General features: G+C 70.1%; 13 protein-coding genes. 8 read left to right on the top strand and 5 right to left on the bottom strand.

What is annotated here, in order from left to right; all coding sequences use genetic code 11:
• Positions 1–96 precede the first annotated feature (96 nt).
• Positions 97–1,230, top strand: a complete 1,134-nt coding sequence (locus P3G67_RS19320) for a cystathionine gamma-lyase (RefSeq protein ID WP_276094557.1) — start codon at positions 97–99, stop codon at positions 1,228–1,230.
• 29 nt (positions 1,231–1,259) lie between these two features.
• Here the strand turns inward: P3G67_RS19320 and P3G67_RS19315 are convergent, their stop codons facing one another.
• Positions 1,260–1,670 carry an SSI family serine proteinase inhibitor gene (locus P3G67_RS19315; RefSeq protein WP_276094556.1) on the bottom strand — a complete coding sequence of 137 codons (411 nt, stop codon included), beginning with the start codon at positions 1,668–1,670 and terminating at the stop codon, positions 1,260–1,262.
• Between the two features lie 348 nt (positions 1,671–2,018).
• Between P3G67_RS19315 and P3G67_RS19310 the strand changes: the two genes are divergently transcribed.
• Complete coding sequence (locus P3G67_RS19310) at positions 2,019–2,954, top strand: LysR family transcriptional regulator (protein ID WP_276094555.1); 936 nt, start codon at positions 2,019–2,021, stop codon at positions 2,952–2,954.
• Between the two features lie 83 nt (positions 2,955–3,037).
• The gene (locus P3G67_RS19305) at positions 3,038–3,538 is read left to right on the top strand and encodes an NUDIX hydrolase (protein WP_276094554.1); all 501 of its coding nucleotides are present in this window, start codon (positions 3,038–3,040) and stop codon (positions 3,536–3,538) included.
• Between the two features lie 7 nt (positions 3,539–3,545).
• Here P3G67_RS19305 and P3G67_RS19300 read toward each other — a convergent pair whose 3' ends face one another.
• The 3 genes from P3G67_RS19300 to P3G67_RS19290 all read right to left on the bottom strand — a co-directional run bounded on the left by P3G67_RS19300 (position 3,546) and on the right by P3G67_RS19290 (position 7,679).
• Positions 3,546–4,244, bottom strand: a complete 699-nt coding sequence (locus tag P3G67_RS19300) for a pyridoxamine 5'-phosphate oxidase family protein (RefSeq protein ID WP_269855428.1) — start codon at positions 4,242–4,244, stop codon at positions 3,546–3,548.
• 82 nt (positions 4,245–4,326) lie between these two features.
• Positions 4,327–5,598 carry a globin domain-containing protein gene (locus P3G67_RS19295; protein WP_391858297.1) on the bottom strand — a complete coding sequence of 424 codons (1,272 nt, stop codon included), beginning with the start codon at positions 5,596–5,598 and terminating at the stop codon, positions 4,327–4,329.
• A gap of 1,448 nt (positions 5,599–7,046) precedes the next feature.
• Positions 7,047–7,679 carry an HAD family hydrolase gene (locus tag P3G67_RS19290; protein WP_276094553.1) on the bottom strand — a complete coding sequence of 211 codons (633 nt, stop codon included), beginning with the start codon at positions 7,677–7,679 and terminating at the stop codon, positions 7,047–7,049.
• Positions 7,680–7,803: 124 nt separating this feature from the next.
• Between P3G67_RS19290 and P3G67_RS19285 the strand changes: the two genes are divergently transcribed.
• The 4 genes from P3G67_RS19285 to P3G67_RS19270 all read left to right on the top strand — a co-directional run bounded on the left by P3G67_RS19285 (position 7,804) and on the right by P3G67_RS19270 (position 11,082).
• Positions 7,804–8,304, top strand: coding sequence for a DUF2269 domain-containing protein (locus P3G67_RS19285; RefSeq protein WP_276094552.1), 501 nt, complete (start codon positions 7,804–7,806; stop codon positions 8,302–8,304).
• 73 nt (positions 8,305–8,377) lie between these two features.
• The gene (locus P3G67_RS19280) at positions 8,378–8,818 is read left to right on the top strand and encodes a GntR family transcriptional regulator (RefSeq protein ID WP_276094551.1); all 441 of its coding nucleotides are present in this window, start codon (positions 8,378–8,380) and stop codon (positions 8,816–8,818) included.
• On the top strand, positions 8,815–9,912 hold the full coding sequence (locus P3G67_RS19275) for a DUF1648 domain-containing protein (RefSeq protein ID WP_276094550.1): 1,098 nt from the start codon (positions 8,815–8,817) through the stop codon (positions 9,910–9,912). Before P3G67_RS19280 ends, P3G67_RS19275 begins: the two co-directional genes overlap by 4 nt.
• 69 nt (positions 9,913–9,981) lie before the next feature.
• Positions 9,982–11,082: an alpha/beta hydrolase gene (locus tag P3G67_RS19270; RefSeq protein WP_276094549.1), complete on the top strand. Its 1,101-nt coding sequence runs from the start codon at positions 9,982–9,984 to the stop codon at positions 11,080–11,082.
• Here the strand turns inward: P3G67_RS19270 and P3G67_RS35840 are convergent.
• Complete coding sequence (locus tag P3G67_RS35840; protein ID WP_313880732.1) at positions 11,069–12,280, bottom strand: alpha/beta fold hydrolase; 1,212 nt, start codon at positions 12,278–12,280, stop codon at positions 11,069–11,071. The genes P3G67_RS19270 and P3G67_RS35840 overlap by 14 nt on opposite strands.
• Positions 12,281–12,701: 421 nt before the next feature.
• Between P3G67_RS35840 and P3G67_RS19255 the strand changes: the two genes are divergently transcribed.
• Positions 12,702–14,228, top strand: a complete 1,527-nt coding sequence (locus P3G67_RS19255) for an FAD-dependent oxidoreductase (protein WP_276094548.1) — start codon at positions 12,702–12,704, stop codon at positions 14,226–14,228.
• Positions 14,229–14,344 lie beyond the last annotated feature (116 nt).

Here is a 14,344-nt window from a genome sequence, read left to right as displayed (position 1 = left end):
GGATCACAGGCCATATACAACCAGCGCATAGCGATCCGCCCTCCGGCGGGATCGTGGTTTCACGTGAAACATCGACCGTCCGAGCAGGAGGCAGCGATGTCCGAACACCCCACCGGGACAGGGGACGGCACCCGAAGCGTGCACGCCGGCAGGCCACCCGCCGAGCCGTACGCCCCGTCGCTACCGGGTCCTACCTTCGCGGCGCACTACCACCTGCCCGGCGAGGCGGTCGGCCCCTACACCTACGGCCGTGACGACAACCCGACCTGGAGCCGTCTAGAAGAGGCGATCTGCGGGTTGGAGTCGCCGGAAGCCCCGGCGGAGACGGTCGCCTTCGCCTCCGGAATGGCCGCGGTATCGGCGGTGCTCCTCTCCCAGGTGTGTTCCGGGGACACGGTGGTACTGCCCTCCGACTGCTACCAGACAACCCGTGCGCTGCGAGAGCGCCTTGAGTCGTACGGCGTCCGGGTACGGCTGGCGCCAACGGCAGGCGATGCGCAACTAGACGCCCTGGACGGCGCGCGGCTGCTGTGGATCGAGACGCCCTCCAACCCCGGCCTGGACGTCTGCGACATCCGGCGGCTCGCGGACGCCGCGCACTCGGTCGGCGCCCTGGTCGCAGTCGACAACACGCTGTCCACACCGCTGGGCCAACGGCCCCTGGAACTGGGTGCGGACTTCGCGGTGGCCAGCGGCACCAAGGCGCTGACCGGCCACGGAGACCTGCTGCTTGGCTATGTGACCGCGCGGGACCCACGGTTGGCGGCGTCAGTGCGGCTGTGGCGCAAGACCGTGGGCGCGATCCCCGGCCCGATGGAGGCATGGCTGGCCCACCGCTGCCTGGCGACGCTCCATCTGCGGGTCGCCCAGCAGCAGCGCAACGCGCTCGCGCTGGCCGCCGCCCTGGGCCAGCGCGAGGAGGTGACCGGGCTGCGCTACCCCGGGCTGCCGACCGACCCGGCACACCAGGTGGCGGCGCGGCAGATGCGTAACTTCGGGCCCGTGGTGTCCTTCGTCCTGCCCGATCGCGAGCACGCCGACCGCTTCCTCGCCGCACTACGACTGGCCGGGGAGGCGACCAGCTTCGGCTCGGTGCTCAGCACCGCGGAGCGCCGGGCCCGTTGGGGAGGGGACACGGTTCCGGAGGGGTTCATCCGGTTCTCCGTCGGCGTGGAGGACACGCAGGACATCGTGGCGGACGTGCTCCAGGCACTGGACGCGGCGCGTTAGCCGCGCGGAACTCCCACACCGCGGCGGGCTCAGAAGGCGAACACCCCTCCGGTCTGCCGGGCGGCCACGCAACTGTTCACGTACGTCCGCCGGAACCGGACCGGCCTGCCCCACCAGTGACCGTGCGCCCTGACCGTCACCGGGTCCACGACCATCGGACACAGCCGCGTCGCCCGCCGCAACCGTCTGAAGTGCCCGCGTGCGTCCTCCAGCGCCGTGCAGGCCGCCTGGGGGGACGGATGCGTACCGCCGGCGGGCCCGCACAGCAGCAGGACCCTGGTGGGCGCGCTGCGGCCGTGGCGGTGGTGCCGGTGTTCGATGCTGAGTTTCAGCACCGCGCGGGCGGCGGGCTCGGCGGCGACCGGAGCCGCCGTGAGCGGAGCCAGCACGGCGGACAAGGCCAGCGCCAGCGGAACGGTTCGGCGGGCGATGGTGCCCATGGGGTCTCCTCTGCTTCGGGAACAGCTCACCGAAGCAATAGCGAGTCCACGGACCACTCTCCGTGATCGTCACTCGCATGGCGGCGTGTCGGCCGAAGCCGGGAACAGGGGCGCGTCCCCGGGGCCGCGTCCGGCCCGGTAGCGGCGCGTAACGGGAACGGGCGGTCAGAGCCTCCCCCCTCGTGGCTCCGACCGCCCTGCCCCTCAGCGCGAATTAGCGCCCCCACAAGGTTAGTTGACTCTGCGTCAGTGTCCAATCACAGTTATAGAGCGTGCCCATCGACATATTTATCGTTGCCGATTCGCCAGGCAAACGCCTCCTGCATACGCACCGAACAAGGAGCACCCATGGATCTGGCCCTGTTGCGCACCTTCGTCGCTGTGCACCGGGCCGGGTCGTTCACCAGGGCCGCGCAGCTCCTGGGGCTCTCCCAGCCCGCGGTGACCGGGCAGATCCGCAGCCTTGAACGCCAGTTGGGTCGCCAGTTGTTCCTCCGTCTGCCGCGCGGCGTCGCCGCCACCACCGTGGGGGACGAGCTCGCGCACAAGGTGGCGCCGCACCTCGACGCGCTCCGCGAGATCGCCGAGAGCGAGCTGGACGGCGCGGCACAGGACCGTACGCTGCACCTCGCCGGTCCCACGGAGTTCACGGCGCTACGGGTGCTGCCCGCGCTGGCGCCGCTCGCCGGGGAGAGCTTCGCCCTGCGGGTCGCACACAGCTGCGGGGACGAGGCGCTGGCCGGCCTCGCGGAGGGGCGGCACGATCTGGTCGTCGGCACCACCCGGCCACGGGCCCGGCTGCTGCACGCCACGCCGCTGTGGGACGAGGAACAGGTGCTGGTCACCGCGCCGCGATGGGCGGAGCGTATCGGCGCGCTCCTCACGACGCCCGCGCCCACACCGCTGCGCGCACCGGCGTCCGAGCCCACCACGGAACTGGTGGAAGCGCTCGACAGCGTTCCGCTCGTCGGCTACGAGGAGGATCTCCCGCTGCTGGTCGGCTACTGGGCGGAGGTTTTCGGCGGCAAACCGGTCGCCGACGCCACCGTGGTCGTACCGGACCTGAGAGCGGTGCTGGAGTGCGTACGGTCGGGCGCCGGGATGGCCGTGCTGCCGCGCTATCTGTGCGCCGCCGCGATCGCCGCCGGTGAGGTCGTCCCGGTACTCGAACCGCGGATTCCACCGCTGCGCACCTACTACCTGGTGGTCCGCGCGGGCACCCTCGCCCTGCCGCACCTGGCCCGCGCGCACGAGCGGCTGCTCAACGCCGCCGCCGAGTGGTGACCGCCGGAGCCCTTGGAATCTCGCACTCCGATTCGCCCCGGCCAAGGCGTTTCACCACCGCCGAGGTGCGGCATTTTTCCTCCATGGCAGCGGACAGCCCAGATCCCGCCGCCCGGCCGGTGGTCAAACGCACCGCACGGGCGATCCTCCTCGACGGCGACCACCTCCTGCTGATCAAGCGCACCAAGCCGGGTGAGCCGCCGTACTGGATCACTCCCGGCGGTGGAGTGGAGCCCGAGGACGCCACGGTGGTCGACGCCCTGCATCGCGAGGTCGACGAGGAACTCGGCGCCAAGGTGACCGATGTCGTCCCGGCCTTCGTGGACACCGTCGAACACGTTCGTGAGGACGGCGTGCGCGGGGTGAAGGTGCAGCACTTCTTCGTCTGCCGACTGGCCTCGATGGACCTGTCCCGACGGCACGGCCCCGAGGTGGACGAGCCATGTGGAACGTACGAGGTCGTCCGTGTCCCGTTCACCCGCGAGGGCGTGGGGTCCGTCGACGTGGTCCCGCCCTCGCTGCGCGGCTACCTCGACGCGAACATCGAGGGCGTCCGGGCACTGCTCGCCAACGACCTCGGGTGAGCGGACCTCAGCCGAACCACTCGAATCCGCCCTGCTGGTCGGCGCCCCCCGCACCGCACGGCTCGGTGGCCACCCGCTGCCGTGCCTCGGCGGCGGCGCCGAAATAGTCCCCGCCCTTGCGTTTGACGTCGTCCGTGCCCCAAACCTGTTCGCCGTCGCCATAGGCGCCGGTTCGCGGCGCCTTGACCAGTCTCGGTATGTGCTTGGAGCAGTGGATGTACGCCTCCACGACCGCCACCTCCACCCACACCTGCGGACGCCGCCCCGGCACCGGGTCGACCGGCAGATCGGGGTGGGTGGCGCGCATCAGGTCGTCGGGGACCAGCCGGGCGCGACCGTTGACGTGCAGACCGATGCGGTCCCGGGAGAAGTCGATCATCAGGATCCCGACATGCGGGTTCTGCCGGATGTTGCCCAGCGAGGCCATCACACCGTTGCCCCGGTACTCGGGGTACGTGAGCGTCCGGTCGTCCAGCACCCGGATGAACCCCGGCGGTCCCGCGCGGAACGAGCTGTCGCACTCGCCGTCGCGGTCCGCCGTGGACAGGAACAGCATCTCCTGCCGCGCCGTGAACTCCCGCATCCGCGCGTTGAGTCGGTCGCGGACCTGCTCCCGGTAGAAACGGTCGGCACGCTCCACCGTGCCGAGTTCCCGCTGGATCTGGTGCTCACCATCGCTACCAGGCCGTCGCGCGGCGAACGTCAAGTCAAGAGGATCTTGGTTCAACGTTTCTCCCGAGATGTGTTGAACGCCTTGTCGGGCACCGTGGGTTGAGCACGCCGCTCGTTCAGTGCCCTGCCGCTCCGACCAGCTCCGCCACCGAGTCATGACGTATGCGGTGTGCGGGCATGCCGATACCCACCAGCGCGTCGACGCTGCTGCGGATCATCCCGGCCGGGCCGGACAGATACGCGTCGAACGAGTGCCATGGACCGCACCGCGACACCACCTCGGACAGCGGCCCGGTCAGCCCGCCGGACGGCCCCTCGGAGACCACCGGGCGCACCGAGAGCCACGAGTGCTCCTGCTCCAGCCGGAGCATGGTGTCCAGGTCGTAGAGGTCATGGCCGCTGCGGGCGCCGTAGAAGACCTCGACCGCGCGTCTACGACCGTGCTCCGCCACGTCCTCGACCAGCGCCTTGATCGGCGCGATGCCGGTACCGCCGCCCAGGCACAGCAGCCCGTTGTCAGTGCCGTGGTCCACAATCATGGAACCGGCGGGAGGACCGAGCCGGATCACGTCACCGGGGCGGGCACGGTTGACGAGAGCCGAGCTGACCCATCCGGCCGGTACGGCCTTGATGTGGAAGGACAGCAGTCCGTCCGGGCGCGGGGCGGAGGCGAACGAGTAGTGCCGCCACACCCGCGGCCACCACGGGGTCTCCACACTGGTGTACTGCCCGGCGAGAAAGGGGTACGGCTGGTCGGGGCGGACGGTGACGACGGCGATGTCCTTGGTGCGCCGCTCATGGTTGACGACCTCCGCCTGCCACCACGGCGGTGAGGTCAGCTCCGCGGCGGCCGCGGCGTCGATCATGATCTGCGAGATGGCGGTGTAGGCGCGCACCCAGGCGGCTTCCACCTCCTCGTTCCAGACATCGGACGCGTAGCGGGCGAGCGCACCGAGCAGGCACTCGCCGACCGCGGGGTAGTGCTCGGGCCTGGTGCCGTACTTGCGGTGCCCGCGACCGAGGTTGGAGAGGTACTCGGTGAGCGTGTCGGCGTCGTCCACGTGCTTGGCGGCGGTCAGCAGCGCCTTGAACAGCCGGTCGCGCTGCGCGTCCATCGCCGCGGGGAACAGGTCGCGCAGCTCTGGATGGCCCAGGAACAGCAGCGCGTAGAAGTACGAGGTGGTCTTGTCCGCGACGGGCTCGATGGCGTCCATCGTGCGACGGATGAGCACGGCGTCGGCGGACGGGGCGGCGCCCTTGGCGGTCGCCCGCGGCGCGGGGACGGTGGTACGCGTGGGCTCGCCCCGTGACGCGGCGGGTTCCGGTGCCGTGGGCCGGGGCGCGGCGGACGGCTGTGCGCTGACGGCGGGTTGAGGCTCGGGTGCCACGGAAGGCCGTGCTTCGGTGGCGGGTTGGCGCGCGGCCGGGCCGCCGTGCTCCCACTGGGCCCCTTCTTGCGGGGCCGTCGGCTGCTGCGGCGCCGTGAACCGCCGTGCCGCGGTGGATGGTTCGGCCGTGGCGGCACCGGAAGACCGCGGAGTGTGGACACCGGGCACCGGCGGAGTGCTCCCCCACGTGGCGGACGGCTCCGGCGTCCGGGCCTCGGCGGCCGCTTGAGGCGCCTCGGTGCTCGGGTTCGGGGGCGCGGGCCGCTGGTGTTCGGTGGGGTTGGCCGGCGAGGGGTCGAACCAGGAGCCTTCGGACTGGGGCGGCGTCTCTCGGTGCCCTGCGTGCGTAGCGACAGCGCCGGATTGTGCGCCGCGCTGCTGGGGCACCGTGTCCGGGCGGCCGCTCCACGTGGCTGCCGCCGCTTCCTCGGCCGACCTCGCGGGCTGCCGGGGCCGGGTCGGCAGCCCCGGACGGGTGGCCTCCGCCGGAGGCGGAACGTCCCGCTCCGTATCCCACGGCGCACCGGGGGCCAGGTCCTGACCGCCGGGCTCGGTTCGCCGGGGGCTGCTCCCCACCGGCCGTATCGCCGTCGGGGCACGGCTGGGTATCCCGGCACCGCCGCCGTCGGTCGACCGCTGGTGCGGGTCGGCCTCTCCCTGGCCGGAGTTGGAAAAGTCGCCGGTGTCGGGGTCGCCATTGGCCGGATCGTCCGTGGAGTGCGGCTTCGCCGGGGCGAACCAGTCCCAATCGCCCTGGTTATCCGACCTCGATGCGGCGGAAGCGGCGTTCGCCTCGCCAGTTCGGCCCTTGGCGTATCCGCTATCGGAACCGGGCCCCCGATCGGCCGAACTGCTGGTCAGAGCGTCCATGGTCTGCCTCGAACATCTCCCGGTCGGTTTTCATACGTCACAATCGAAACGCCGCAGGCGGCGTTCCGGCTGTCCCCCATTCAATATCCGCATTCCGCCGCTCCGCCGCTTCCCGCTGGGCCGCGCCACAGTACCGGCGGAGCGGACGCGCCGCACCGGCCCCCAACGTGGCCGTCGGCGGCCGGTCGCTACGGGGAGAGCGTGCCACGTCCCGCAACGGCATAGGACAAATAGCCGGAAGTCCGGGTAACGGAGGGCTGTTCAGGTTAAGGTGGGTTGGCTCACGGCTTCGGCCCTGCCCTTGCTGCACATCGATTCCACCCGACGGACTCTCCGGCTCCGCGGCGGCAGGCCGCGAACGATCGCAGTCGACCATACCGGGCGGCCGGGAATCCACAAGCCCCGATACCCCCGGTGGATCCAAGTTCCGCCAATTTCCGTGATTCTGCCCACAGACGCCCGGAATTCACTTACTTAGCATCACCCCGGGTCATCAACTGCTTTAGGGCGACCGCCGAGTTGCGGCACCGACTAATTACCCGTGGGTAATAATCGGCGAACCAACGCCTTCGCGCTGGTCAGACGCCCTGTACCAACTCGTAGGCGGCACGCAGGTCCTGACCGGCATACGAGAACGTGGCGAGCCCGCTCACATGATGGTCGCCGTTCACCGCCACCGAGGTCGGCACCACCGAGAACAACGCGGCGTCCGACATCGAGTCCCCGTACGCAACGCACTGCGCGCGAGTGAGTCCGTACTCCGCGCACAGCCGATCCGCGATCCGGACCTTCGACTCCGGCGCCAGTAGACCGGACACGTCCAACGGCGCGCCGCGGAAAGGAAGTTCCGGGAACCTGCCGCCGAACGCCGCGTGCGCACCCCACGCCGTAAGCCGACGGACGAAGAAGTCCGGGGAAAGCGAGATCACCGCACAGTACTCACCGCGGGCCCGGATGTCCGCCCAGACTTCACGTATACCCTCCAGCCAGGGCGCCGCCGCGAACGCGGCCGCCACCTGCGCCACGGTCAGGTCCTGCCACAACTCGTACGCCCGCCGCGCATAGTGGGGCGAGTCGATCAGCCCGGCCAGGAAGTCGGCGTCCAGGGCATGGAACTCCTCGACCAGCCCCAGTTCCCGCGCGAGTTCCACATTCGCGGACGAGCCGTACAGAAGTGTTCCGTCCATGTCGAACAGGTGCAGCTTCGCCACCGAACCCCCTCCTGAGTGTCAGGGCACGATACCGGTGGGTCCAGCGGGTCTGCTGCCAGGGAAGACGTCGCGAATACTCCCGATGTGCGACGCCTGGACGCGCGACCCCGGCGACGGTGGGACCATGAACCTCACCCGCCGGACGCGCCGCGCCGTCCTCGTACTCCACGTCACCGTATCCGTCGGCTGGCTCGGCCTCACCGCCGCGCTGCTCGCCCTTGGCATCGCGGGTGCCGGGAGCCGTGATCCGGCAACCGCTGCCGCCGCCTACCCGGCCATGCGGATCCTCGCCGACTGGCTTGTCACGCCGGTCAGCCTGCTCACACTGGTCAGCGGTCTGGTGCTGTCGCTCGGCACGCACTGGGGGCTGGCCCGGCACCGCTGGGTCCTGACGAAGTTCTGGCTGACGCTGGCGGCCACCGCGGCCTCGATCCTGGCGTTGCGCACGGTCATCGGGCAGGCCGCGGACGCGGCGGTGGCCGGGCTTCCGGCGCCGGCCGGCGGCCGGGACCTCGTCATCGCGCCCAGCGTGGCGCTGGCGCTGTACGTCTTCATCACCGCGATCTCGGTGACCAAGCCCTGGGGGCGCACCCGTCGCTCCACCAAGGCCTTGTCACATTCCTAACACCCCTGGGGATAGGCCAGTTTGCTGTACTGTTCTATAAAAGCTATAGCAGAGCGACAGCGGGAGTTCGGACGTGATCCTCAGCCTCGATCTGGGCAGCGAGGTGCCGATCTACCTACAGATCCGGGACCGGATCGTGGAGGCCATCGCATCCGGTGAGCTGGTGGAGGGCGGTTCGCTGCCCTCCACCCGGCAGCTCGCGGTCGATCTGGGCATCAATTTCCACACCGTGAACAAGGCCTACGACCTGCTGCGACGGGAAGGACTGCTGCGGATCAACCGCAAGAGCGGCGCCCTGGTCCAGCGTGACCCCAGCACTGGTCCACCGGAACCCGGTTTCACCGACGAGTGGGAGACACGGCTGCGGACGCTGCTCGCAGAAGCGGTCGCGCATGGCGTCGGCGACCCGGCGGTACTGGACAGCTGCGCCTCCGTACTGGCCTCGTTCACACCGACCGCGCTCGTCGCACACGGCGCGGACCACGGGGCGAAGCAAGGAGATTCGGCGTCATGAACAGCGCAGGGCTACTGGTCGACCCGCTCCTGGGACTGGTGATCACGGCACTTGTGTGGCTCACGCCCTCGCTGACCAGCCCCACCCTGCCCTTCGGGGTACGGATCCCCGCCGCTCGCGTGAACGCTCCGGTGATCGCCGAACAGCGCGGACGCTACCGGTGGATGGTGGGCGTCGGCGGCGCGGGAGTGATCGCCGTGTGCACCACGCTGACGGCTACTACCCACTTCGGCTTCCCCGGCATGTCGCCCCTGCTGCTTGCGGCCCTGGCCCTGGCCGCCTTCGCCCGGGCCAACAGGGCGATCGCGGCGGTCAAACGCGACGAGGAGTGGTACCGCGGCCTGCGCCAGGGCGTGGTGGCCGACACCTCGCTGCGCACCGAAACGAAACGCTTCCCCTGGCTCTGGTCGATCCCCGCCCTGCTGATCGTCGCGGCCACGGCCGTGACCGGCGTCATCGTCTATCCGTCAGTGCCCGAACGCCTTCCGGTGCACTTCAACGCGGTCGGTCACGCGGACAACTACGCCACCAAGTCGATCGGCAACGTCTTCTTCCTGGTCTTCACGCAGGCCGGGGTGACCGCGCTGCTCCTGGGGCTGTCCTGGTTCTCGTTCCGTGCCCGGCCTGAGCTGGACCCGGCGCGGCCGGTCGACTCCGCGCGCAGGCACCGGCGCTTCTCGGTGCGCGCGGTGGTCTGCCTGCTGCTGCTCGCCGCCTGCGTCAATCTGTCGATGCTCGTCGCGGCCTGGTCCATGTGGCATACCGGAAGCCTGTCGCCGTTTCTCGTCCTGCTGCCGCTGCTGGTCGGTCTGCTCGTCGTGGTCGGCGTCGCACTGCGCACCGGGCAGGCGGGCAGCCGCCTGCCCGCGGCGGACGGCGCGGCGCGGGAGCCGGAGACCGGCATGGTCCAGCGCGACGACGACCGTTACTGGCACGTGGCCGGATCGCTCTACGCCAATCGCACCGATCCCTCGCTAATGGTGCAGAAACGGTCCGGTTTCGGGTGGACGTTCAACTTCGGCAACCCTCGCGCACTGGTGTTGCTCGTGCTCATCGTGGGCGTTCCGCTCCTCCTGCCGCTGATCGTCCACTGACCGCCGTTCCGTCACATCACACCCACCGCCCTTGTGGTTCAGCGGTTCCCCAACTTCCCCGGAGGACAGATGCGTTGGCACAACACCGCCTGGCGGCGGCGTATCCAGGCCGCCTTACTGACCGCGGTGGCCGTCACCACCGTCGGACCGGTGGCCCAGGCGACCGCGGCCGCCCGCCCCGCGCCCCTGATAGCGGCCACCGACCGCCCGGTACGGTTCACCGCCGACGGCAGCACGGCGTACGGCACCGTGCACATCCCCGCCCATCGCGCGGGCTACCGGCTCGCCGCCGCCCTGCTGATCCCGGGCAGCGGCCTGACCGACCGCGACGGTGACGAACCACCCGCGTTCACCCCGCACACCCTGGCCCTGTTCGCCGGCACCCTCGGCGACGACGGCGTGATGAGCCTGCGCTTCGACAAGTACGGCACCGGCAACACCGGCTGGGGCCGCTACCGCAACTCCGACCACATCGACATGGCCGCCTACACCCGCCAGGCCGTGGCCGCGTACGACGCCCTGCGGGCCCAGCCCGAGGCCGACCCGAACGCGCTGCTCATCGTCGGGCACAGCGAGGGCGGCCTCCAGGCCCTGCTGGTGGACCGCGCCGTACGGCAGAAGCCCGCCGGGCTGGCGCTGATCGCCCCGCAGGACACCCGGCTGCTGGACGCGGTCGACTACCAGCTCGCCGGTCAGCTGGACCAGGCCGTCGCAGTCGACCAACTCAGCGCGGGTCAGGCGGCGTTGAACAAGGCCGGTGTACGCCGGGCCATCGCGGAGTTCCGCGCCCACCACCAGGTGGGCACCTCAGGGCTGCTGCCATCCATCGCCTCCTTCCTGAACGCCTTGTTCGGTCCGCACAACGCCGTCTTCGTCCGCAGCGACGACGCCAGCTATCCGCCGGACATCGCCCGGGGCATCGCCCACGGCACGCGTGGACTGGTCACCTGCGGCACCGCGGACGCCAATGTGCCGTGCCGCACCACCCCGCCGTTGCTCGCCGCCCTGGCCAGCGCCCGCACCACCGGTCCTGGGCTACGGGTGCTGCCCGGCCTTGACCACCTACTGCATCCGGCGGGCAGCCCGGTCAACGAACGGACGCTCGCCCCGGCCGCGCGACGCGCCCTGCACGACTTCGTCCGCCCCTGGCGGCAGCTCACAGCGAGCTGAGGAACCCGCCCACGGCCAGGGCGTATCCGGTGGGATCGCTCTGGTGGACCGTGTGACCCGTGGGCAGCTCCACGAGCCGCGTGTTCGGACGCCGGGCCGCCATGTCCTTGGCGTGCTCGGCGTCCAGCGTGTCGCTGAACGCGCCATGGACGAGCAGCGCCGGGCAGTCGGTGGCCAACCAGTCCCCCCAGTGGTTGCCGAGGAGCCGCCGGTGAGAGGCGACCATGTCCGTCGACCGGAAGGCCAGCCCCCAGCCGTCCGCGAACTCACGTATGGAGTCCGTGAGATAGCGCGCGGCATCCCCCAGCCGTTCGACCAGCGCCGCCCTGCTCGGTGCCCGGCTGGGCCACACCAGGCAGAAGGACAGGTCGTCATCGACCACTGCTCCGATGTCCTCGATCACCAGCGCGCTGACCAGGTGTGGGTGCCGGGCGGCGAGTTGGTAGGCGTTGACCCCGCCGAGCGAGTGCCCCAGCACCACCGTGGGGCCGAGGTCGAGCCGGTCGAGCAGTGCCGCCGCGTCCTGTACGTAACCGGAGCGGGAGTAGTCCGGCCTGTCCCGCTCCCCGGACACCGGCCGGTCCGAGTGGCCGTGACCGCGCTGGTCAGGTGCGATCACCCGCCAATGCGGGGCGAGTTGCCGGGCGAGGCGGGTGAACGTACGGCCCTCGCAGAAGTGCCCGTGCAGCGCGAGCAGTGGCCGCCCAGGTCCGCCGAAGTCCAGGTAGGACAGTCGGCGCCCGTCCATCTCCAGGCATCCGCGCACCGGCTCGGCCTCCCCCGCCGGAGACGGCGGCAGCTCGGACCCCAACTGCCGTGCCAGGCGGTCGCGTAGCAGCAGGTACTCAGCCCTTCTGCGTACCGGCAGGCCGGGTGGGCGCGGCACGGTCCGCCCACCGACCACGGACTCCCCCAGCCGGAACTGCTCGCGCGTCAGGTCGACCTCCGCCCCACCGGGCAGCCGGTTCCACCAGTGGTGGCCGCGCTCCTCGTCGCCGAGGCGCACCCGGCCGAGCACCAGCTCGCCGCCGAACAGGTCGTGCACCACCAGCGAGGTGATGTCGCAGTGGCCCCATGCCGGATTGTCCGGCTGCCAGGGGGCACGCGCGACGTCGTCCGCCGAGCAGGTGTCAGCGGCCCAACTGGCGTGCAGCGCACGCTGGATGCGGACGAGCGTCCACGGAGTCGACGGCTTCATGTGACCAGACTGACAGGCACCACTGACAACGCCGGATGCTCGCGCCGAGCCGACCGGGACCCTGGCCGTCGGCTCCTGTCGGGCTTCCGCGATGTCGGGATCGGCCGGCCTTTATCCGGGTCGTTGACGGCGAATAAAGCGGACTGACAAATCCATTGTCAGGGCCTGTGCACCGCCGGGGCGTCGGTGTAAATTCCCGGCTACCGGGCCGCGGTCCGGACCACAGGCGTTGCCGTGCCGACGGGGGGAGGCAGGTTTTCTTGGCACGGGCGTCTCACTCTACTTGCGGGTAACCCAACTCTGCGTATCGGTAAGGCCGTCCGGCACAGGAAACACCGCCGTTGACGATTGCCCTGGCATGCCCGCGATTTCCGCATTCCACCCAACACACGGCAGTACAGAACGGGGAGAGGTGTCTGTCATGATCAGCAGGCGTGCACTGTTAAGAGCCGGTGCCGGTGTCGGCGCCGCGGCCGCATTCACCGCGGCAACCGCTGGCACGGGTTCCGTATGGGCCGCGGGATCGCCGCCGTGGAGCACTCTGCGGGGCAAGCTCAGCGGACGCCTCGTGCTACCGACGGATTCCGGTTACGGCCTTGCGAAACAGCTCCAGTTGGCGCAGTTCGACGCGATACACCCGCAGGCCGTCGCCTATTGCGCCAACAGCGCCGATGTCGCGGCGTGCATACGCTTCGCGCAGGACAACTCCCTTCCGGTGGCGCCGCGTAGCGGAGGCCACAGCTACGGCGGCTATTCGACGTCGCCGGGCCTGGTCATCGACGTCTCCGGGCTGAACAGCGTCCAGGTCGGCCAGAACACCGTGCGGCTCGGCCCGGGCGGCCAGGGCGTGGACATCGCCGCCGCGCTGGCCCCGTACAACGTCCAGGTGTGCACCGGTACCTGCCCCACCGTCTGCGTCGGGGGCTGGCTACAGGGCGGCGGCCTCGGCCAGCAGGCCCGCAAGTTCGGCATGGGTTGCGACCGCCTGGTGTCGGCCGAGGTGGTGCTGGCCAACGGCAGTGTGGTGCGCTGCTCCAGCGACCAGCACCCGGAACTGTACTGGGCCCTGCGCGGCGGCGGTGGCGGCAACTTCGGTGTGGTCACGGAGTACGAGGTGCTGCCGACACAGGCTCCCGTGATCACCAACTACAACCTGAACTGGGACTGGTCGGACGCGGTCGACGTCATCATGGCGTGGCAGCAGTGGGTGGCCCAGGCGCCCAGGGAGTTGTCCGCGGAACTGCTCATCGAGTTCCAGACCGACAGCGCCACGGGAACCCAGCCCCTGGTGGTGGCCACCGGAGGATATCTCGGAGCGAAAGCGGACTGCGACGGCCTGCTCGACGAGCTGGTATCCGCCGTCGGTCGGCCGAACACCACTCGGGACGTCGTGGAACAGCCTTATCAGCAGGCGATGATGACGGTGTTCGGCTGCGGGGAACGCACCGTGGCGCAATGCCATCGGGTGGGGTACTCGTCCGAGGCGCAGTTGCCCAGGGACATTTGGGCGACCCAGCGGAATCTGTACTTCCATGAACCGCTGAGCCGTTCCGCGGCTTCGGAAGCGCTCACCGCATTCCTGGCGGACAACCGAGGGGGCCAATTCCGTTTCTTTGGTCTATTCGCCTACGGCGGAAAGATCAACGACGTGGAGCCCACGGCCACCGCGTTCGTCCACCGCGACGCACTGTTCGCCGCGGGCTATCAGATCGGCCTTACCCAGCCGAATCCCGCCCAGGCCGACATCGATTCCGCCCAGGGCTGGGTGAACCACGGCTATACGACGCTTGACCCGTATTCGAACCACGAGTCCTTCCAGAACTACATGGACCCGGCTCTGACCAACTGGCGCCAGGCGTACTACGGACAGAACTACGCGCGGCTACAGCACGCCAAGCGCTGCTACGACCCGTACCGCTTCTTCCACTTCGCCCAGGCCATCGACTGAACTCCCCGCCGGGGGCGGCTGGTTGAGCCGCCCCCGAGCGGGGGCGATACAACTCTGTAGGGTCTCGCCTTCCGTGTCATGCAGCGACGCGATGACCTGGACCTTCTCAAGCTGTC

It is taken from the genome of Streptomyces silvisoli, from assembly GCF_029269905.1.
In the GTDB taxonomy this organism is placed as follows: Bacteria; Actinomycetota; Actinomycetes; order Streptomycetales; family Streptomycetaceae; genus Streptantibioticus_A; species Streptantibioticus_A silvisoli_A.
This window is presented reverse-complemented; position numbering and strand designations above follow the sequence as displayed.